This window comes from Nocardia sp. alder85J (assembly GCF_020176955.2).
In the GTDB taxonomy this organism is placed as follows: Bacteria; Actinomycetota; Actinomycetes; order Mycobacteriales; family Mycobacteriaceae; genus Nocardia.
This window is the reverse complement of record NZ_JAIUCZ020000006.1, coordinates 148,056-168,444: the sequence shown is the minus strand read 5'-3', so window position 1 is coordinate 168,444 and position 20,389 is coordinate 148,056. Positions and strand designations below refer to the sequence as shown.

General features: G+C 69.8%; 20 protein-coding genes and 2 tRNA genes. 10 read left to right on the top strand and 12 right to left on the bottom strand.

From position 1 onward, the window contains the following. Nucleotides 1-19 precede the first annotated feature (19 nt). From LBW94_RS23935 to LBW94_RS23915, 5 genes are all read left to right on the top strand, one after another. Nucleotides 20-646, top strand: coding sequence for a LutC/YkgG family protein (locus LBW94_RS23935; RefSeq protein ID WP_225059117.1), 627 nt, complete (start codon nt 20-22; stop codon nt 644-646). A 118-nt stretch (nt 647-764) separates the two neighbouring features. Further along, nucleotides 765-1,406: a TetR/AcrR family transcriptional regulator gene (locus LBW94_RS23930; protein WP_323137913.1), complete on the top strand. Its 642-nt coding sequence runs from the start codon at nt 765-767 to the stop codon at nt 1,404-1,406. A gap of 148 nt (nt 1,407-1,554) precedes the next feature. After that, on the top strand, nt 1,555-2,307 hold the full coding sequence (locus LBW94_RS23925) for an SDR family oxidoreductase (RefSeq protein WP_225059118.1): 753 nt from the start codon (nt 1,555-1,557) through the stop codon (nt 2,305-2,307). Continuing rightward, nucleotides 2,307-3,488, top strand: coding sequence for an acyl-CoA dehydrogenase family protein (locus LBW94_RS23920; protein ID WP_225059119.1), 1,182 nt, complete (start codon nt 2,307-2,309; stop codon nt 3,486-3,488). Before LBW94_RS23925 ends, LBW94_RS23920 begins: the two co-directional genes overlap by 1 nt. Before the next feature lie 49 nt (nt 3,489-3,537). Then, nucleotides 3,538-4,641 (top strand): acyl-CoA dehydrogenase family protein, encoded by a 1,104-nt coding sequence (locus LBW94_RS23915; protein WP_225059120.1) that lies wholly within the window; start codon nt 3,538-3,540, stop codon nt 4,639-4,641. Between the two features lie 46 nt (nt 4,642-4,687). Here the strand turns inward: LBW94_RS23915 and LBW94_RS23910 are convergent, their stop codons facing one another. The 4 genes from LBW94_RS23910 to LBW94_RS23895 form a co-directional block, all read right to left on the bottom strand. Then, a complete protein-coding gene (locus LBW94_RS23910) occupies nt 4,688-5,500 on the bottom strand; it encodes an acyl-CoA thioesterase domain-containing protein (RefSeq protein WP_225059121.1) in 813 nt (270 codons plus the stop codon). A 137-nt stretch (nt 5,501-5,637) separates the two neighbouring features. Beyond that, nucleotides 5,638-6,702, bottom strand: coding sequence for a phosphotransferase family protein (locus LBW94_RS23905; RefSeq protein ID WP_225059122.1), 1,065 nt, complete (start codon nt 6,700-6,702; stop codon nt 5,638-5,640). An 11-nt stretch (nt 6,703-6,713) separates the two neighbouring features. Further along, nucleotides 6,714-7,955, bottom strand: coding sequence for an acyl-CoA dehydrogenase family protein (locus tag LBW94_RS23900; protein WP_225059123.1), 1,242 nt, complete (start codon nt 7,953-7,955; stop codon nt 6,714-6,716). Between the two features lie 18 nt (nt 7,956-7,973). After that, nucleotides 7,974-8,786 carry an SDR family oxidoreductase gene (locus LBW94_RS23895; protein ID WP_225059124.1) on the bottom strand — a complete coding sequence of 271 codons (813 nt, stop codon included), beginning with the start codon at nt 8,784-8,786 and terminating at the stop codon, nt 7,974-7,976. A 231-nt stretch (nt 8,787-9,017) separates the two neighbouring features. On the opposite strand from LBW94_RS23895, the gene LBW94_RS23890 reads away from it, so the two are divergent. Continuing rightward, nucleotides 9,018-10,760: an MFS transporter gene (locus LBW94_RS23890; RefSeq protein ID WP_225059125.1), complete on the top strand. Its 1,743-nt coding sequence runs from the start codon at nt 9,018-9,020 to the stop codon at nt 10,758-10,760. A 28-nt stretch (nt 10,761-10,788) separates the two neighbouring features. On the opposite strand, the gene LBW94_RS23885 is transcribed toward LBW94_RS23890, so the two are convergent. After that, nucleotides 10,789-11,337 carry a hypothetical protein gene (locus tag LBW94_RS23885; protein WP_225059126.1) on the bottom strand — a complete coding sequence of 183 codons (549 nt, stop codon included), beginning with the start codon at nt 11,335-11,337 and terminating at the stop codon, nt 10,789-10,791. Between the two features lie 668 nt (nt 11,338-12,005). Here LBW94_RS23885 and LBW94_RS23880 point away from each other — a divergent pair. Continuing rightward, nucleotides 12,006-12,449, top strand: a complete 444-nt coding sequence (locus LBW94_RS23880; protein ID WP_225059127.1) for a hypothetical protein — start codon at nt 12,006-12,008, stop codon at nt 12,447-12,449. Nucleotides 12,450-12,491: 42 nt separating this feature from the next. Here the strand turns inward: LBW94_RS23880 and LBW94_RS23875 are convergent. The 3 genes from LBW94_RS23875 to LBW94_RS23865 form a co-directional block, all read right to left on the bottom strand. Beyond that, nucleotides 12,492-12,581, bottom strand: a tRNA-Ser gene (locus LBW94_RS23875). A gap of 3 nt (nt 12,582-12,584) precedes the next feature. Then, nucleotides 12,585-12,673, bottom strand: a tRNA-Ser gene (locus LBW94_RS23870). 91 nt (nt 12,674-12,764) lie between these two features. Continuing rightward, a complete protein-coding gene (locus tag LBW94_RS23865; RefSeq protein ID WP_225059128.1) occupies nt 12,765-13,316 on the bottom strand; it encodes a TetR/AcrR family transcriptional regulator in 552 nt (183 codons plus the stop codon). A gap of 108 nt (nt 13,317-13,424) precedes the next feature. Here LBW94_RS23865 and LBW94_RS23860 point away from each other — a divergent pair, with 108 nt between their 5' ends. Next, complete coding sequence (locus LBW94_RS23860; RefSeq protein ID WP_225059129.1) at nt 13,425-14,135, top strand: class I SAM-dependent methyltransferase; 711 nt, start codon at nt 13,425-13,427, stop codon at nt 14,133-14,135. Here LBW94_RS23860 and LBW94_RS23855 read toward each other — a convergent pair. From LBW94_RS23855 to LBW94_RS23845, 3 genes are all read right to left on the bottom strand, one after another. Further along, nucleotides 14,113-14,616 carry an NUDIX hydrolase gene (locus LBW94_RS23855; RefSeq protein WP_225059130.1) on the bottom strand — a complete coding sequence of 168 codons (504 nt, stop codon included), beginning with the start codon at nt 14,614-14,616 and terminating at the stop codon, nt 14,113-14,115. The genes LBW94_RS23860 and LBW94_RS23855 overlap by 23 nt on opposite strands. Before the next feature lie 97 nt (nt 14,617-14,713). Next, nucleotides 14,714-15,655, bottom strand: a complete 942-nt coding sequence (locus tag LBW94_RS23850; protein WP_225059131.1) for a DMT family transporter — start codon at nt 15,653-15,655, stop codon at nt 14,714-14,716. A gap of 87 nt (nt 15,656-15,742) precedes the next feature. Then, nucleotides 15,743-16,708, bottom strand: a complete 966-nt coding sequence (locus LBW94_RS23845) for a hypothetical protein (protein ID WP_225059132.1) — start codon at nt 16,706-16,708, stop codon at nt 15,743-15,745. A 133-nt stretch (nt 16,709-16,841) separates the two neighbouring features. On the opposite strand from LBW94_RS23845, the gene LBW94_RS23840 reads away from it, so the two are divergent. Beyond that, nucleotides 16,842-18,197 (top strand): Mu transposase domain-containing protein, encoded by a 1,356-nt coding sequence (locus LBW94_RS23840; RefSeq protein ID WP_225062769.1) that lies wholly within the window; start codon nt 16,842-16,844, stop codon nt 18,195-18,197. After that, nucleotides 18,194-19,042, top strand: a complete 849-nt coding sequence (gene istB / locus LBW94_RS23835) for an IS21-like element helper ATPase IstB (RefSeq protein ID WP_225062770.1) — start codon at nt 18,194-18,196, stop codon at nt 19,040-19,042. The genes LBW94_RS23840 and istB overlap by 4 nt, the downstream gene beginning before the upstream one ends. Here the strand turns inward: istB and LBW94_RS23830 are convergent. Further along, complete coding sequence (locus LBW94_RS23830) at nt 18,948-20,378, bottom strand: MFS transporter (protein WP_266271886.1); 1,431 nt, start codon at nt 20,376-20,378, stop codon at nt 18,948-18,950. The genes istB and LBW94_RS23830 overlap by 95 nt on opposite strands. Nucleotides 20,379-20,389 lie beyond the last annotated feature (11 nt).

Sequence of the window (20,389 nt, the reverse complement as noted above, 5' to 3'; positions counted from 1 at the left end):
CACCTCCGGCAGGCCGCCGATGACCGCCGATGCTCGCGCCGAGATGCTCGCCCGGATCCGGGCGGCCACGGGAAGCGTTGCGCCGGTGGCAATTCCGCGCGACTACGAACACGCGCCGGCGACCGGACCCGGTGACGCCGAGCTGTTTGCCGCGACTGTCGCCGATTACCGCGCCCGGGTGCACCGCACCACGGAGCCGGAGATCGCGGACCTGATCACCGGCCTCCTGCCGCCGGGCAGCACGGTCGTCTGCCCCGCCGATCTGCCCGAGAGCTGGCGTCCCCGAACCACACTCGCGATCGACGGCGATCCCCACCTGCTGCCGGTGGCCGAACTGGACGCCGCCGACGCGGTGCTCACCGGCTGCCGCCTCGGCATCGCGGTGACCGGCACGATCGTCCTCGATGCCGGTCCGGCCCAGGGCCGCCGCGCCCTCACCCTGGTCCCCGACCACCACCTCTGCGTGGTGCGCACCGACCAGATCGTCGACACCGTGCCGCAGGCCTTCCGCATCCTGGACCCGGTGCGTCCGCTGACCTTCGTCAGCGGACCCAGCGCCACCAGTGATATCGAACTGAATCGGGTCGAGGGCGTGCACGGGCCGCGCACCCTGGACGTGATCGTGGTGGGCTCGGCATCCCGGTAGCAGTCGATCGCCCGGTCACCGGGATGCCCGGGCGTCACATCGCTGACCTGGTGATGTCCGGGGGGCTTGTTACTATCCTCCGCACCGGCGAGGGTCGCCGGGGACAGCGAGTGGGACGGTGAGTGCGCAAGAGGTGACCGAGGAGCAATCCGGGAAGCTGGTGCCCCGTAGCAAGCGGGGGATGCGGACGCGTGGTGCGCTGGTGACGGCGGCGCGGGAGGTGTTCGAGCGGGACGGCTACCTCGATGCCCGGATCAGTGACATCTCCAAGGCGGCGGGGGTGGCCTCCGGCTCGTTCTACACCTATTTCGACAGCAAGGAAGAGGTGTTCGCCGAGGTCGTCGAGCAGTTGCGGGAGGAGATGCTGCAACCGCACATCCGGCAGCGCTCCGGCGTCGACGATCCACGGCTGCTCATCGCGGCGGCCAATCGCGAATATCTGCTGTCCTACCAGCGCAATCATCGGCTGATGGCGGTGCTGGAGCAGGTGGCGCAGGTCGACGAGCAGTTCCGGACCATCCGGTTCGACCGGGCCAGGGCCTTCGGTGAGCGCAATGCCGCGATGATCCGGTCCCTGCAGGCCGGTGGGCTGGTCGATGCCGATCTGGATCCGTGGGTGACCGCGCTGTCGTTGTCCACGATGACCAGCCGGATGGCCTACATGGTGTTCGTGCACGGTGAGGACATCGCGCTGGAGCGGCTGCTCGACGGACTGAACCGGATCTGGTGCAACACCTTGGGGCTGTCCGCGGCCCGCTGAACCCGCTCGGCCGCTACCACTGTTGTGATCTGATTCACTTCCCGTACGCTCGATGATGAACTTGACGTCGAGTTCGAGTGTGGGTGAGTCTGGTCGTGCGCGCAGCGAGCAACCGACGGCGGGAAGGGCTGTATCGATGGTTCCGACGATGAGTCGATTCGAGGGCAGGACGGCGATCGTGACCGGCGCCAGCCGCGGTATCGGGCTGGCGATCGCACAGCGACTGGTCGACGAGGGTGCCCGGGTGTGCGTGACCGCCCGCAAGCAGGAGGCGCTGGACGCCGCGGTCGCCGAACTGGGCGGACCGGAGCACGCGCTCGCGGTGGCCGGCCGCGCCGACGACCCCGACCATCAGGCCGAGGCGATCGAGCGCACGATCGCCGCCTTCGGATCGCTGGACGTGCTGGTCAACAACGCGGGCATCAACCCGGTGTACGGGCCGCTGCTGGAACTGGACCTCGGCGCGGCGCGCAAGACCGTGGAGGTGAACTGCCTGTCCGCGATCTCCTGGGTGCAGGGTGCGCACACGGCATGGCTGGGGGCGCACGGCGGCGCGGTCGTCAATGTCGCCTCGGTCGCGGGCCTGAAACCGGCGCCCGGCATCGCCTTCTACGGCGCGACCAAGGCCATGCTGGTGCATCTGACCCAGGAACTCGCCGTGGAACTCGGGCCGGCGGTCCGGGTGAACGCCATCGCGCCCGCGGTGGTGAAGACGAAATTCGCCACCATGCTGTACGGCGGCCACGAGGACGAGGTGGCCAGCGCGTATCCGCTGCGCCGGCTGGGCGTGCCCGAGGACATCGGCAGTGTCGCGGCCTTCCTCGCCTCCGGCGACGCCGCCTGGCTGACCGGCCAGACGATCGTGGTCGACGGTGGCGTGACCCTGACAGGAGGCGTGTAGTGACCGATATCGACGAGGTGGCGAAGCGAGTGGCGACGCTGCTCGAGGACCACGACCCGGCGACGACCGACCGGGTGGAATTCCTGGGGGCCCGGTTCGACGCCGGGCTGGCCTGGGTGCACTTCCCGATCGGACTCGGCGGCCTGGGCCTGGCCCGGGAGTTGCAGAATCACGTCGACGCGCTGCTGGCGGCCGGGGGCGCACCGGATACCGAGCGGGGCCGCAACCCGATCGGCCTGGGCATGGCCGCGCCGACGATCCTCGCCTACGGCACCGCGGAGCAGCAGCGCCGCTATCTGCGGCCGCTGTTCACCTGCGAGGAGATCTGGTGCCAGCTGTTCAGCGAACCGGGTGCGGGCTCGGATCTGGCCGGGGTGGCCACCCGCGCGGTGCGCGACGGCGACGACTGGGTCGTCAACGGCCAGAAGGTCTGGACCTCGGGCGCGCAGAACGCGCGCTTCGCGATCCTGCTGGCGCGCTCCGATCCGGACGCGGTCAAGCACGCGGGCATGAGCTACTTCGTCTGCGATATGACCGATCCCGGCGTCGAAGTACGGCCGCTGCGGCAGATCACCGGTGAGGCCGAATTCAACGAGGTGTTCCTCACCGACGTGCGGATTCCGGACGCGAACCGGCTCGGCGCGATCGGCCAGGGCTGGGAGGTCGCCAACGCGACCCTGATGAGCGAGCGGGTCGCGATCGGCGGCCACGCGATGCCGCGCGAGGGCGGCATGATCGGCCCGGTCGCCCGCACCTGGCGGGCCCACCCCGAACGGCGCGACCCGGAACTGCATGTGCGCCTGCTGAAGTCGTGGGTCGATGCCGAGGTCGCGCGGCTGACCGGCGCCCGGCTGCGGCAGAAGCTGGCCGCGGGCCGGCCCGGTCCGGAGGGTTCGGCGCTGAAGCTGACCTTCGCCCGGCTCGCCCAGCAGCTCAGCGGCCTGGAACTGGAACTGCTCGGCGAAGACGGTCTGCGCTACGGCGACTGGACGCTGCGGCGGCCGGAGACGGTCGACATGATCGGCCGCGACGCCGGGTACCGGTACCTGCGGGCGAAGGGCAATTCGATCGAGGGCGGCACCTCGGAGGTGCTGCGCAACATCGTCGGCGAACGGGTGCTGGGCCTGCCCCCGGAACCCCGTGGCGACAAGGGGATCCCGTGGAAGGACCTGCCCCGATGAGCGGCATTTTCCCTGGTGCGGTGATGATTTCGTGGAAGGAGCCGGGCCGATGAGCGCAGTCCCGCCGGGTGCGGATGTGGATCTGCTCTATACCGACGTCGAGGAGGCGCTGCGGGCGTCGGTGCGATCGGTGGTGTCGCGCAAGCTGTCCGCACCCCAGGTCGCGGCGCTGTACGACGGCGGAACCGTGGATCCCGGCCTCTGGCGGACGCTGTCCGCGGAGGTGGGACTCGCCGGTCTGCTGGTGCCGGAGCAGTTCGGCGGCGCCGGTGCGACCGCCCGCGAGGCCGCGGTGGTGCTGGAGGAACTCGGCGCCGCGGTGGCGCCGGTGCCGTTCCTGACCGGTGCGGTGGTCGCGGTGACCGCGCTGCTGGCCGCCGGCGCCGGGGAACTGGCCGGTGCGGTCGCCGAGGGGACGATCGCCGCGCTGGCGACGCCGTTCACCGCGCTGACGGCGTCGCCCACCGTGACCGTCGCCGACGACCGCCTCACCGGTGAGATCCGTTCCGTGGCAGGCGCACTCGACGCGGCGGTGCTGCTCGTCCCGGCCACCGCCGCCGACGGGCTGCGCCTGTATGCCGTTGCCGCCGAACAGGTCTCGGTCGCCGCGGTGGTGTCGCTGGACATGTCCCGCCCGATAGCCGATCTCACCCTCGCCGGGGCCGAGGGCACCCTGCTGGCCACCGGTGACGCCGCGCGCGCGGCGGTCGACCGCGCGCTGGAAACCGGTGCGGCCCTGCTGGCCTCGGAGCAGGTGGGGATCGCGCAGTGGTGCCTGGACACCACCGTCGAATACCTGAAGGTGCGCAAGCAGTTCGGCCGCGTGGTCGGCGGGTTCCAGGCCGTCAAGCACCGCTTGGCGGATCTGTTCGTGCAGGTCGAATCCGCCCGTGCCGCGGCACGTTACGCGGCGGCGACGCTGGCGGCCGACGATCCGGACCGGTCGGTGGCGGCGGCCCTGGCACAGGCGTACTGCGCCGACGTCGCGGTGCTGGCCGCCGAGGAGGCCCTGCAACTGCACGGCGGCATCGGCATGACCTGGGAGCATCCGGTGCATCTGTATCTCAAGCGCGCCAAGGCCGATCAACTCGGCTACGGCAGCCCGGCCGCGCACCATGCGCGCCTGGCCGGTCTGGTCGACCTCCCGGCCTGACCCGCAACCCGCTTCGCCGCCTCCCGATCAGCGGCGCCACCGCTGATCAGGAGGCGGTTTTCGGACCGCTCACGGAGCGCTGGTTGGCCAGCGCGGTGGTGGTGCAGTGGCCGATGGGGCCCGCGATGTCGTAGACCGTGGCGTGGCCGACGGCGATACCGTCCTCGCTGATGTGGCCGCCGGATTCCAGGCCGACCACATCGGACATCGGCAGGCGGCTCAGCAACAGCGTGTAGTCGGCGTTGATGAACTCCAGTTTCTTCCCCGCGTGCGTCATCGGACTGGCCGCGTCGGCGGCCAGTGCGGCCCGCACGAACGGGGTCAGCGACTCTCCGGCAACCAGGGGCGAGAATTCGTGTACCCAGATCCGGCGGGCCAGCGTCCCGCTGTCGCCCCAGTAGCCGATCGGCGTGTTGTGCGCGTCGAACATCTGGATCGGGAAATCGGGTTTCGTGGTGTCCGGCAACTGATCCGGCGGCAGCGCGTCCCATTCCGGGATGTTGGGCACGAAGCCGGTCGGCTGTTCACCGCGGCGCAGCAGCACCGCGGCGGCGCGGGCCACCGGGCCGACGGAGGCGTGCACGACGGCGTCGGCCACCCGGATGCGGCGGCCGTCCCGTACCCGCTCGGTGGTGACGCGCAGCGGTTCCATCGGGGCGTTGCGGAACATGTCGACGGTCAGGCGCGCGAAATGCAGCCCCTCACCGGAATGTTGCTGTTCCAGCGACCGGGCGAGCAGACCGGCGAGCAGCCGGCCGTGCAGCATGCCCGCCGTCCACCAGCTGCGGGCGTGCGGAGCCGGTAGCAGCGCGCCGTCCCGCTCGGTGAAATACGGCTCGGAACGCTCGGTCTGCGCCACGGGGAATCCTCCTGCGATGATTGCCCTTTGAGGTTACATTCTGGCAACTTGCCGTAGTGCAACCAAGCCAGTGCTTGTTCTCACACTATCCGGGCAGTACGACAGCAGGCGCGGCACGGGTGCTGGTCGCCCGTGTCTCACAGGCCCGCGTCGGTGGCGACCCGATCGGCGAGGCCGATCAGCTCGTCGATCAGCTCGGTGGTGGGTGTGCCCGACAGCGCCCGGTTGCGCGGGTTGTCCAGCGCGCGGCGCAGTACGCCCTCGGCGATGATCGCCAGCTTCCACAGGCCCAGGGTGTGCCAGAATGCCAGCGCCTTCCGATCGCGGCCGGTGATCGTCAGGTATTCGTCGATCAGTTCCTCCCGCGTGGGGAAGCCGGGCAGCAGGCACAGATCCACGCCCGGAACCGAGGGCTCACCGGGTAGCGGCCAATAGGCCAGCAGGCTGCCGACATCGGCGAGCGGGTCGCCGAGGGTGCACAGTTCCCAGTCCAGCACCGCGGCGATCTGCCCGCTGTCCGGGGCGACGATCACGTTGCGGAGGTTGTAATCCCCGTGCACCAGCGACAATTCGCGTTGTTCGGGGACCGCCGCGCGCAGCCGCTCGGTGAGCCGGTCGAGGACCGGCAGCTCGCGGGTCTTCGATTTCTCCCACTGCGCCGGCCAGCGTTTGAGTTGCCGTGCGGCATAGGGGGAGTGGCTCGCCAGATCGTCGAGCCCGGTGGCGGTGAGATCGACGGCGTGGATGCGGGCCAGGGTGGCCGTCAGCGACACTCCGGTGGCGCGGCGCAGTTCCGGCGTCAGCTGTTCGGCGACGGGCGGGCGATCGAGCACCAGCCCGTCGACGCACTCCATCAGCACCAGCGCGACCTCGCCCTCGTGCCGCACGTCGTGGATGTGCGGCACCGGCACGTCGGTCGGCCCCAGCGCCGCCATCACCCGGGCCTCGCGCGCCACGTCGTGCGCGGAGGCCAGCAGGTGACCCAGCGGCGGTCGGCGCAGAATCCACTGCCGCCCTTCGGCATCGGTGATCCGGAAGGTCAGATTGGATTGGCCGACACCGACCCGGGTGGCCTGCACCGGTGCGGTGCGGGCCAGCCCGAGGGTGCCCAGCCAGTCGCCGAACACCGCCTGATCGATCTCGAATCCCGAATCGCCGGTGCGGATCAGCGATTCGCCGGCGCGCAGATCATCGGACGGCATACGCGTACTCCTCAGGCGCCCACACCCGCCGGCGCGGCGGATGTGGCTCGCACCTTACCCAGTTCGGCCCGCGCGATGGCCCGCTTGTGGACTTCGTCCGGGCCGTCGGCCAGCCGCAGCGTCCGCAGATGCGCGTACATGCTGGCGAGCGGGAAGTCCTCGGTGACGCCGGCGCCGCCGTACACCTGGATCGCCCGGTCGACGATCTGCAACGCCATGTTCGGCGCGGCGACCTTGATGGCGGCGATCTCCACCTGCGCGGCCTTGTTGCCGACGGTGTCCATCATCCAGGCGGCCTTCAGGGTCAGCAGCCGGGCCTGCTCGATGGCGATGCGGGACTCCGCGATCCAGTCCTGGATATTGGCGCGCTCACTGATCTTGCGCCCGAACGTGACCCGGGACTCGGCCCGCGCGCACAGCAGTTCCAGGGCGCGTTCGGCCATGCCGATGGCGCGCATGCAGTGGTGGATGCGGCCGGGCCCGAGCCGGGCCTGGCTGATCGCGAAACCCTCGCCCTCGCCCTTCAATACGTCCTCGACCGGCACCCGCACGTCCTCGAAGGTGATCTCGGCGTGGCCCTCCCGGTCGCGGTAACCGAACACCGGCAGGTTCCGCACCACGGTGACGCCGGGCGCGTCGATCGGCACCACCAGCATCGACTGCTGCCGGTGCTTCGGCGCATCGGGATCGGTCTTGCCCATCACGATCAGCACCTTGCAGTTGCGGTGCATCGCGTTGGACGCGAACCACTTTCGCCCGTTGACGACATAGTGGTCGCCCTCGCGCCGCATCAGCGTCTCGATATTGGTGGCATCGGAGCTGGCGACCCCCGGTTCGGTCATCGCGAACGCCGAGCGGATGGTGCCCTCCAGCAGCGGCTGCAACCAGCGCTCGTGGTGCGCGGGGGTGCCGAAGAGGGTGAACACCTCCATATTGCCGGTGTCGGGGGCGCTGCAATTGCACGCCTCCGGCGCGAGTGCCGGGCTGTGGCCCATGATCTCGGCCAGCGGCGCGTACTCCAGGTTGGTCAGCCCCGGGCCCCACTGCGGATGCGGATGGAAGAGGTTCCACAGGCCGCGGCGGCGGGCCTCGGCCTTGAGATCCTCCAGGATCTGCGGGTGGTGGTGCGGATCGCCGGCGGCGGCCATCTGCTCCTCGTAGACGGATTCGGCCGGATACACGTGTTCGTCCATGAAGGCGAGCAGGTCGTCCCGGTACTTCAGCGCACGGTCGGACGGGGTGAAGATGTCCATCGAAAATTCCTCTCCTGGTCAGGATTCCAGCGTGGCGCGGTAGCGCTGCATGCCGTGGATCCAGCGGTCGTGGTCGGAGGCCTTGCGGCGCAGGAACTCCGCGACCTCGGGGTGGGGCAGGATCAGGAACTGTTCGGATTCCAGGGCTTCCAGCACCCGGTCGGCGACGTCCAAGGGTTGCAACACCTTTCCGGCGCCGGTGACCGCGCGCGCGGCCATCCGGGTGTCGGCGGCGTCGTCGGTCTCGAATCCGGTGAGCAGCGCGGTGTCCACGCCCATCGGGCACAGGCAGCTGACCCGGATGCCGCGATCACCGTAGGTGACCGCGAGCCATTCGGCGAAGCCGACGGCCGCGTGCTTGGAGGCGGAGTAGGTGGCCGAGCCGATCTGGGTCAGCAGACCGGCGGCGGAGGCGGTGCCCACGAAATACCCGCTGCCGCGCTCGAGCCACTGCGGTACCAGTAGCCGGGCGGCGCGCACGTGTGCCATCAGGTTGATGCTCAGCGCCTGTTCCCACTGCGCGTCGGTGGCGGCGAGGCCGGGGCCGCCGCCCACGCCCGCATTCGCGAAGTACAGGTCCACCGGGCCGAGAGTCGTTGTCGCGGTGTCGATCAGCGCGATCAGGTCGGCTTCCGAGGCGGCGTCGCCGGCCTGTCCCAGCACCTTGCCCGGGAACTGTTGCGCCAGTTCGGCCACGGTGGCGGCGAGCCGGTCGGCCGCGATGTCGCTGAGTGCCACCCGCGCGCCCTGCTCCAGCAGCCGACGGGCGACGGCGGCGCCGATGCCGCCGGCCGCGCCGGTCACGACGGCGACGGTGTCGATGATCCGCATGCAGCGGTCCTCTCTCGGTGAGTCCGTTCGAGCCGGGCTCGAGTGTACTTGAATCTGATGTCAACTTCGGTAGCGGGATCGGTTGCCCGGCGTGGCCCGGCCAGGTCGCGCAAAACCGATACTTGACGTGGGATTCATGTTTAGTTACCTTGTGTGTCCTGTATCACATTTGGTGGTCAGTGGTATGGATCGGTGCCGATTCTGCTCGTGCCGGTCTCGTGCCATGGCCTTTTGAGCGAGGTACCTGTGCTCGATCAGATCGCACCCTCTCCGGATGCCGTCCCCTCCGCCCGCCGCCCCGCCGACTGGATCTGGCGGCGTGCCCTCCCGCACTACCCCGACACCTTTCCCCGCTACACCTATCTGGCGATCACCGTGCTCGCCACGATCGTCCTGTACTACGAGTTGTACGTGCCGGGCGCCGTCGCCACCAAGATCATCCAGGATCTGGGATTCAGCTTCACCCAATTCGTGATGGCCTCGGTGGTCGGCAACCTGGTCGGCGCGTTCGGCTCGCTGGCCGCCGGTCTCGCCGACCGCTGGGGCCGGGCCAACCTGGTCGTCTACGGCCTGTTCGTGACCGCGGCCATCGTGCTGTTCGGCCTGCCCAACGCGCACAGCGTGGTGCTGTACTTCGTGTTGTTCGCGCTGCTCAGCGTGGTCGAGGGCATCATGCTGGTCGCCACCCCGGCGCTGATCCGGGACTTCTCGCCGCAGCTGGGCCGGGCCTCGGCCATGAGTTTCTGGACCATGGGCCCGGTGCTGGGCAGCCTGGTGGTCACCGAGGTCTCCAGCCATACCCTGGACGCGCACCCGGCGTGGCGGTTCCAGTTCTACGTGTGCGGCATCATCGGATTCGTCGTCGCGGCCATCGCCTTCGTCGGGTTGCGTGAGCTGTCGCCCGCGCTGCGCGATCAGCTGATGGTCAGCCTGCGCGACCGGGAACTCATCGAGGCGCGCGCGGCCGGCCTGAATGTGGAAGAGGCGCTACAGAATCAGTGGCGGCGGCTGCTGAAACTGGACGTGGTCGGACCGGCCTTCGGCGTCAGCATGTTCCTGTTCTTCTACTACATCGCGGTCGGCTTCTTCGTCGTCTACTTCGTCACCGTGTTCGGCTATTCCGAGGCGCGGGCCAATGCGCTCGCCAACTGGTACTGGGCCGCGAACGCGATCACGCTGCTGGTGGCCGGGGTGCTGTCGGACCGGATCCGGGTGCGCAAACCGTTCATGGTGGTGGGTGCGGTGATCAACCTGGCCGCCACCGGCGTCTTCGCGGCGATGGCGACCCATCCGGGGACCACGTACTACCAGTTCGCGCTGGTGATGGCGATCAGCGCGTTCGGTCTGGGCCTCGCGTACTGCGCCTGGATGGCGGCCTTCACCGAGACCGTCGAACGGCACAACCCCGCCGCCACGGCCACCGGCCTGGCGATCTGGGGCTGGACCGTGCGGATCGTGGTGACGGTGTCGCTGTTCGCGTTCACCTTCGCCGTGACGGCCACCTCCACCCTGGTCGACCAGGGCTCGCGGGTCTCGGCGATCGTCGAGGAGTATCCGCAGCAGGTGGCCACCATCTCGGCGGTCTCGCCGCAGACCCTGGCCGCGCTGAAGGTCAATCCGGCCGATCCGGCCGCCGGCGCCGCCGCGGTCCAGCAGCTCGTGCGGGCGGGCCTGGCCACCGATCCGACCAGCGCGATCACCCGATTGCGGCAGCTGAGCACGAATCCGGTGCCCCCCGCCGACCTGGAATATCTGGGCGCCCACGCCGCCGATGTCAAGCAGGCGCAACACGACAATCCGCGGCAGTGGCAACTGTGGTGGTGGGTCTGCTTCGCCGCCGAACTCCTGTTCATCCCGTTCATCTTCGTGATGTCCGGCCGGTGGAGTCCGCGCAAGGCCCGCGAGGACGCCGAGCGGCACGAGGCCCTCGTGCAGCAGGGCCTGTCGGAACTGCACAGCGAACCGGCGCAGTAACCAACGGATAGCGGTGCCCCCGGCGGGCTCATCCCACGAGCAGGGCGCGCCCGAAGAACACGTCCCGGAACCCTTGCAGCATCAGCCAGATGCTGAGCGGAACCGCCGGCGGCACCGCGACGGCCTCGGGCCGGTACACCAGCGCCAGCCCCGTCAGCAGCGCCAGCCCCGCCGACACGACGGCCACCACGAACCCGTCCCCCGCATGCGGCGTGGTGGCCGCCACCGTCGCCGCGAGCCGGGTCAGCCCGACCACCACCAGCACCGACCCCACCAGCAACGCCAGCGGATCGGCGGTCAGATCCGGCCACACCAGGATCACCGCGGCTCCACCCACGAGCTCCACCCCCACCCCGAAACCCCCTGTACGACACCCGAATATCTCCAGCACCCCGGCCCCGACCAACCCGGCCGCCACCGCGGCCGCCGACGGCCCCGCCGGATCACCCCCACGCGTCAGCACCGCGACGCCGATGACGGTGACGACCGTCCCCACCCCCATGAACACCGCCCACCACCCCCGCCCGGCCACCATGGGTGGACCGCTGGGCTCGATCACCCGGTGAACCACAGTCATCTCCTTCCGGATCCGACGCACCGCAGTTGGCAAACCGTGAGCACATTGCGATTCGAGTGCACGATAACCCAGGTACCTGCTCGTCGGCCGCAGTTGCGGGTCGTGTCCGGTGCGGTGCTCGGGTGCGGTCACGCCACCGGGGCTGTCCCGGCGCGGTGCCGGGCATACCTGGCAACTGCGCATGTCCCCGGAATATGCAAGATTTTCGTGGGTATCGGCCATATTGACGACCATGAAGCCGGCTGAGGTGAAGACGACCCCGACCGCATCTGATGATCCGGAAGCGCGATCGCAGTCCTCGCCGACAGCGACACGATGGCTCGGTTCATCTCCTCGGACGCCGACCGACACGTGACGGAGATCGTGACCGATGACGAACTGGCGAACGCGACCGCGAGCCGGCGGTGACCTCATACGGTTTCGCGCCATTGCCAAACCCGCAGCGGCGGTGGATGATTGCCGTGCTTCATCGCAGTGGACGGGAATGGGGGCGGGTCGTCTCGATGGCCGGTTATCGACAGCGCGGTGTCGCGCCTGTGCTGGGTTTGGTTCCTGCTGTGGCTGGCTTGTATCTGGTGACCAGTTGCGCGTTGCCGCCGACACCCGAATCTGCCGCATCCACGACGACGGCAACGGCTGCCACGCCGACCAGGAGTTCTGTGCTGCGGGTGCCGACCACTACAGAGTCGCCTGCCACGACCACGACGCCGCTGCCGAGCACGGGTGTCCAGGCCGAGGATGTGGATTTCGCGGCGGTGTGTGCCGATGCCGTCACCGGGGATCGGGTGGACGACAGTGAATGCGACGATGCCGACGAGAGCTTCTCCGGTGACGACAGCAGCGCGATCCGTTATGCGGCAGCGGGTCTCGCCGGCGGGGTCGCCGGTGCGGCGATGTGGTACTACCTGTCGGTCCGGAACCGTGTTGTGGCTCCCGCGCTCGGTGAGCGGGTCCTCGGCGGGAGCTACTCGACGCCGTTCGTGAACGCGGCGGGCCGGGTGCCGGTCATCTATCGCTTCGGCAGCGTCGATACGCGTGGTGGTCTGCTGACCTCGGGCAGTGTTATCCGTGGCGGGCTGGGGTGGCGGCATCATCACAGCGGCCGCTCGTAGCCCCGATGTGTGACGGTTCGCTTGGGGCGCAACGGCGATCGGTGGCGGAGGGTGAGGGATTCGAACCCCCGCAGGTGTGAACCTGTCGCCCGTTTTCGAGACGGGAGCCTTACCGGACTCGGCCAACCCTCCAGGCGGAGGGGGCGAGATTCGAACTCGCGCGGGCGTTTCGGCCCGACCACGGTTTAGCACACCGCTGCCTTACCAGACTCGGCCAACCCTCCGGAACTTCGAGCGTTCAGGATGAGTGGCGACTGAGGTGGCGGGGAGGCATGGGTTGAGCTTGGCATGAGGTGGTGTCGGGGCGCAAGGGAATTAGTGGGGGTGGGGGAGCAGGTCGGGGAGGCCGGTGGTGGTCAGGCGGTGGAAGCGGTGGTAGGCGGCGGTGGGGGAGAGGTCGCGGGCCGGGTCGGCTACTGCGCCGAGGAGGCCGAACAGGGCCCAGGAGAGGTAGGTGACGGTGTCGGCGAAATCGTCGGGGGGTTCGTTCAGGTGGCCGGTGAGGAGGTCGGTGAGGATGTCGGCGGCCATCTGACGGGTGGCGCGCAGGACGGGGGCGCCGGCCTTCGGGCCGAGGAGGACGCCGTAGACCGGTTTGTTCGAGGCCGCCAGTTCGAACATGGTGTGGAGCGGGGCCAGGGGGGAGGAGTGGTCGGGGTGGGCGGCCGTGGTCGCGTCGATCGCGGCGCGGAGGTAGGCGGTGCAGCTGGTGACCAGGAGGTCGTCCTTGTCGCGGTAGTGGGCGTAGAAGGTCGAGCGGCCCACGTCGGCGCGGTCGAGGACGTCCTGGACGGTGATGCGGCGGTAGTCGGTGGCGAGCATCAGTTCGATCAGGGCGCGGTGCAGGGCATCCCTGGTGCGGCGCACTCTGCGGTCCTGCGGGTGCGGGACGGATCTCGGCGAGGTGTGCGGAACGGGACGGATCGGCTGGCTTTGGTTCTGGTCCGGATGACGCACCCTTCCGATGATGAACATATGACCCGAAACGAACAACCCTCCCGTATTCTCGGTGCCGACACCGCGGTCGGTCTGCTCATCACCACGCCGCGCCGGTACAACGCGTTCAACCGCCTGTTCTTCGTGGGCGGGGTGGGCGGACTGGTGACGACCCTGGCCGCGGTCAGTGGCGCCGGGCCCGGTGATCATGTGCTCGATATCGCTTGTGGTCCAGGAAAACTCGCAGTCGCCATGGGCGGGCTGGTGGGGGCCGCCGGTGAAGTGGTCGGCATCGACGCGGCGCGTGAGATGGTCGAGCATGCTCGGGTGGCGGCGCGGTCGGCGCCGAACTGCCGCTTCGAGTACGGGCTCGCGCAGGAACTCGACTTTGCCGATGGCTCCTTCGATGTGGTGACCTCGACCTTCGCCATGCATCACATCCCCGCCGCACAACGGGTTCCGGCGCTGACCGAGATGTTCCGGGTGCTGCGGCCGGGCGGCCGGTTGCTGCTGGCCGACATGAATCCCGGTAGTGGGGTGCGCGGGGTGCTGATCCGCGCGATGGCGCGGTTCTCCGCGCATCGCAGCGGGGACGACCATCACCAGCGGACCGCCTCGCTCGATCTCCGTCGGTATCAGGACACCTTGCGCGACATCGGTTTCGGTGATTTCGAGTACACCGCGAACCGGTACGACACCGGGATCCTGACCGCTCGCCGGCCGGGGCCTACGACCGCAGCCGCGCGGTGAGGGTGGCCAGGGCGCGTCGCACATCCTCGAACGCGACGTCGGGCAGCTCCTCGGGAGCGAACCAGCGATATTCGGAATTCTCTTCGGAGAGTTGAATTTCCGGGTCGGTCACGGTGCAGGTGAAGGCGATGCCGATGGTGTGCAGTCCGGTGTCGCCGTACACCGACGAGAACGAGCCGACGAATTCCAGCTGCCGGATGTCGGCGCCGATCTCTTCCTTCGCCTCGCGGCGGAGATTCTCCTCGACGGTCTCGTCGCCGGACAGGAATCCGCCGACGGTGTCCCATTCGCCGAAGGCGGGGTGGATCGCTCTGCGCAACAGCAGGATCCTGCCGCCGTGCATCACCAGGCCGATTGTTGTGGGCAGCGGGTTGTCGTACTTCACGTACCCGCAGCCCGCGCACTGCGCATGGCGTTCGGGACCGGCGCCGACGAAGTGGGTCGGTGATGCGCACCTGGGGCAGTACTTCCAGTCGTCCATAGTGCGCTCATGCTATCGCCGGCCGCTGCGAACGGCGGATGCGATCATGCTGCGCCGCAATCGGATTGGTGGGAATGTCCGATGCTCGCGGAATCGCTCACTGCACCGGGCGGAAATCCGGCTCGCCGTGCCGGACGGCCAGGATCCCGGCCAGAATCAGTGTGCCGCCCAGGAATTGGAGCGGGCGGACGGACTGGCCGAGCAGCGCCCAGGCCAGCAGGGGAGCCGCGGCGACCTCGCACAGGCCGGTGAAGGAGGCCAGGCGGGGGCCGAGCAGGCGGGTGGCGGCGATGCCGGAGACGTAGGCGAGGGCGGTGGTGACCGTGCCGAGGATCAGGATGACGGACCACCAGGGGCAGGCGAGGTCGCGGAAGTGCACGGGTGCGGCCGACCAGCGCAGGGTGACCAGGCCGGTGGCACCGGCCGCGGCCAGGGCGGCCAGGCCGATCACGAGTCCGCTGGCGGCCAGCACCGTGCCCGGCAGGTCGTCGCCGCCTTCGGCGGGGAGCAGGTAGTAGACGAGGGAGCCGAGCATGGCGGCCAGTGCCCAGGCGATGCCGGACCAGGAGACGGCCGTGCCGGATCCCGCGCCGACGACCAGGATCAGCCCGGCGACACCGAGCGCCGTGCCGGCCGCCGTGAGGCGGGTGGGGCGGTGATGGTGGCGCAGCCACATCCAGCCGACCACCGCGATCGGGGAGGCGAACACGATCAGCAGGGCGACGCCGACGGGGAGCCGCGCCACCGCCTCGAAGAAGGCCAGCTGGGTGCCGGCCACCGCGATCAGGCCGTAGCCGCCGATCAGTGAGATGTTGCGGCGCAACAACTTCCGCTCACCACGCAGCTGCGCGGCGGCGATCGGCAACAGGACCGCCGCGGCCACCGCGACTCGGGCCGTCACCGCGCTACCGGCACTCCACCCGGCGTCGATCAGGCCCCGGGCCAGCACCCCGGACAGGCCGAAGGCCGCGGCGGACACCAGCGCGTAGGTGAGGCCGGAGCGCATTCGGCGGGCCGTGCTGTCGGTCGCACTCGTCATGCCGGGTGACGGTAGGCGGCGACGGTGAGGTGGCGCGAGCGATTTTCCGCTCGGCGGGGGTCGGGGCCCGCTGCGGGGGTGCTGTTCTCAGCGAGGGATCGGGAAACCGCCCTGCGGTGCGAACGGTGGAGGTACCGGGACCGGTGGCGGGGTGCGGACGGATCCGGGCGTCAGCAGCAGGGCGACGGCGAGCAGCAGGCCGATCGCGGTGGGGGCCAGCGCCACCCAGAAGCCGAGGGTGTAGCCCTGATCGGCGAACAGCTGCGGAACGACCTGCCTGGTCCGGCCGCCGCGCAGTTGGACGTCCGCCGCGACCGGGTGGCGGTCGCGGATCGCGGTGAACGCCGCCACGGCCGCCGTGGAACCGACGGTCAGGGCGACGCCGAACACCGCGGCGCCGATGCCCTGCAGGCCGGCCGGGATCGTTTCCGTGATCAGTTCGATCGCCGCGGGGTACAGCAGCCCGACCCCGAAGCCCGCGAGCGCGGTCAGGGCCGTGGCACCGATCAGGTGGTAGGGCAGCACCGCGAAGCCGAGGCCGGAGACGGCGAACAGGGCGACGGCCGCGATCGCGGGCAGCCGGCCGCCGACCCGGCGGGCGAGCAGTCCGGCGCCGATCGCGGCGATCACCGTGGCCAGGCCGGCCGCGATCATCAGCGCAGCGAAATGCACTGTGCTCAGCGCACTTCCGTAGCTGTAACCGGGATTCAGGGTGACGTGGACCGACGCGGCCGAGATGTTCACGCCGTACGAGGCGCGGGCCTGCTGCACGACCGATACCGCGATGTCGTTGCGCAGCGCGTCGGGGCCGGGACTGGCGGCCAGGTACGCGAACGCGGTGGTCTGCACGGCGGTGATGCCGAACCCGAACAGCGCCATCAGCACCATGGTCGCGAATCGCAGGCCCAGCAGGCCGGACAGGTCGACGGCGAGCCGGCTGGCCGGGAGCCAGACGGCGGCGAACACTCCGGTCAGGATCAGCCCGCCGATCAGGGCCGCGAGCGCGACCGGGGCCGTCCAGCCCCAGTAGGGCGCCCGGTTGACGGCGCTCACTGAATCTCCCCACTGACGCTCATCGAAATTCCCCATTTGCCCGTGTGGCTTCGTCGTGAAGGGCGGGCCTCTTCCGAAGCTGGTGGTTACCACACCTGACCAGCAGTTTCGTTCGGAGGAGGCCCGCTTTTCCATGTTGACACGTGAGGAAGATGTGGAAATCAGTGCCCTGCGCGCCCGAGGCTGGACGATCTCCCAGATCGCCCGCCACACCGGCCGCGACCGCAAGACGATCCGCGCCTATCTGGCCGGGGAACGCCAGCCCGGGGTCCGGAAACGACACCAGCCCGACCCGTTCGAACGGTTCGTGGACTATGTGACCGCCCGCCTGACCGAGGACCCGCACCTGTGGGCGCAAACCCTGTTCGACGAGCTCGAACCTCTCGGGTTCGGGTTGTCGTATCAGTCGCTGACCCGCAACATCCGCGCCCGCAAGCTCCGTCCGGTCTGCCAAGCCTGCCGGAGGGTGACCGAACGCCCCAATGCCGTCATCGCGCACCCACCCGGTGGTGAAACCCAATGGGACTGGGTCGATCTGCCCAACCCACCGCAGTCGTGGGGGTGGGGCGCGAACGCGCACCTGCTCGTCGGGTCCCTGGCCCACTCCGGCCGCTGGCGCGGCTATCTCGCGCCGGCCACCGACCAGCCGCACCTGATCGAGGGCCTGGACCGGGTCGCTCGCGCCCTGGGCGGGGTGACCGGGTCGTGGCGGTTCGACCGCATGTCCACTGTCTGCTATCCGTCGTCGGGGCAGGTCACCGCGTCGTTCGCCGCGGTGCTCAAGTACTACGCCGTGCTGCCGGAGATCTGCCCGGCCCGCGCCGGCAACCGCAAAGGAGTGGTCGAGAAAGCCAATCACACTGCCGCGCAACGCTGGTGGCGCACCCTCGCCGACGAACTCACCGTCGAACAGGCACAAGCGAGCCTGGACAAGTTCTGTTCACTGCGCACCGACACCCGGCTGCGGCCGACCGCCGACGGCCGGGCCAGCGTCGCGACGATCGCGGCACGAGAACCATTGCGGCCGTTACCTGCTGACCCGTATCCGGCGATGGTCACCGAACCGAGGGTTGTGTCCCGGCAGGCGATGATCTCCTGGCGCGGCAACCGCTACTCGGTGCCTCCCGAGCTGGCCGCGGCGACGGTCATCGTCGCACAACCGTTACGCGGCAACACCATCGACATCGCCACCACAGCCGGGATCGTGATCGCCCGACACGAACGCGCCGCCGACGGCCTCGGCGCCACGGTCCGTGACCACGGCCACGTCGTCGCGCTCGACCGCGCGGCGATGGAGTCGGCGAACACCGGCCGCCCGCACCGCCGCAAGGAACGCATCCCACCCGGCGACGCCGCCCGCGCCGCCGCCGCGGCCCTGCGGGCAGCCGCCGATCCCGCCGACACCAGCACAGCCGCATCGGCGGTCACCAGCAACATCACCGATCTGGCCGCCTACGAGCGCGCCGCCACCGCCAGGAGCCGCAAATGACCACCAGCCCGAACAAGACCGCCCGCCGAGCCACGAAAGCCGCCGGCGCCGACGAGACCGCGACCCGCTACCAGCAGCTCCGCTCGCATCTGGCGACGCTGAAACTCCACGCCGCCGCCGAAGCCCTCCCACGGATCCTCGAAGACGCCGTCGCGCAGAACCTCTCGGCGACAGCGACTTTGGAGAAACTACTACGCATCGAGGTCGACGACACCGAAGCCCGCCGGCTGAACGGGCGTCTCCGGTTCGCGAACCTGCAAACCCCCGCGTCGCTGGACAACTTCGACGTCGATGCCGCCTCCGGGATCGACCGGCCGCTGCTCGACGAGCTCGGCACCTGCCGGTTCCTCGAATCCGCGACCAACGTCCTGCTGATCGGCACCCCCGGCACCGGAAAGACCCATCTGGCAACAGGACTCGCCCGCGCGGCCGCCCACGCCGGTTACCGCACCTACTTCACCACCGCCGCCGATCTGGCTGCCCGCTGCCACCGCGCGGCGATCGAGGGCCGGTGGGCGACCACCATGCGGTTCTACGCCGGACCGGCCTTGCTCGTCATCGACGAACTGGGCTACCTGCCGTTGCCGGCCGAGGCGGCATCAGCCTTGTTTCAGGTTGTCTCGCAACGATATTTGAAGACCTCGATCGTGATCACCACCAACCGAGGTGTCGGGTCGTGGGGCGAAATCCTCGGAGACAACACCGTCGCGGCCGCACTCCTGGACCGCCTGTTACACCGGTCGATGGTCATCAACCTCGACGGCGACTCCTACCGGCTACGCGATCATCACGCAACCGCGGACAACCTCCGGCGGGCAACCACCGGCAATCGCGAGCCCCTATAATCGTGACCGCCCACGGGTGAGGCATTTCGACGAGCCCAGTTGGGGAATTTCGATGAGCGCAGTCACGGTCGAGGTACAGCACGAGCAGCGGCGCACCCGCCGACAACAGGGCGGCGGTGAGCAGGCCGATCGGATCCGGCACGCGCACCGCGGTTTCCGGCACCGCGACCAGGATCACGACCGTGCACAGCACCAGCACGAGCAGCGTGAACCAGAAGACGGCCCGCCAGCTGAGGTACTCGACCAGCAGCGCGCCGGCCAGCGGTCCGAACGCGGTGGCCAGTCCGATCCCGGCGGGAATCGCGACGGCGCCCCACGGGCCGAAGCGGCGCGGCATCACATCCCGGACGAGGCCGAACGCCACGAACGGGCCCGCGAGGGCCACGCCTTGCAGGCCGTGGCCGACGATGGCCACGATCGGGTCGGCGGCGATCGCGCAGATCGCGGAGCCGAACGCGGCGACGATTCCGCAGACCGCGAGGATCGCCTTCTTGCCCAGCAGATCACCGAGCTTTCCCAGCAGCGGCATCGCGGCCACTGCGACCAGGGTGCTCGCGATCGTCAGCCATTGCACCCCGGCCACGGCGGCGTGCAGATCGCGGTCCATGGCCGGGACGGTCGGCCCGAGTACGAGATTCGGCAGGACGGCGGCGGCGGAGTACAGCAGCAGGGCGAGCACCGCCACGGCGGCGCGTGGGCCCGAGGCACGCTCGAGTGCCGCCGCGGCGGCCGCGCGGCGCGGATCCGGCGGTCGCTGTGCGGGTTTCGGTGGTCGCCCGGCCATCGCGTAGCCGGAGCCCGGGATCGGCGGCTGCGGCAACAGCGCCCGCGCTTGCGCCACGGTCGGCCGCAGCGCCGGATCCTTGTGCAGCAGACCGAGGATCAGCGGAGTGAGCCTGCCCGCCCGGCTCGGCAGGGGCGTGGGCTCGGACAGGATCGCATGCTGGGTGGCGGCCGGCGATTCCCGCCGGTACAGCGAGAAGCCCTCGGTCGCGAACCAGAGGGTGGCGCCGAGGGCGAACAGATCGCCGGCCGGGGTGGCTGGGTAGCCGTAGAACCGTTCCGGCGCGGTGTATTCGACGATATCGGCCGGTGGCGGCGCGAGGCCCGGGTCGGCCAGCCGCACGTCGTTGCTCTCCGACAGCAGGACGCCGCCGGGCTCGACGGTGTGCAGCGCGATGCCCTGGGTGTGCGCCGCCTCCAGGATGTTCAGCAGCGCCCAGGCGATCGGCGCGGCGTAGTGCTCCGGCATCGGGCCGTACAGCTGCACCGTCTGCTGGATCGATCGGCCACCGATCGGCCGCCCCGGCGCCGCCCCCGGCCCGTGTGTCGTCATGAAACCGCCCC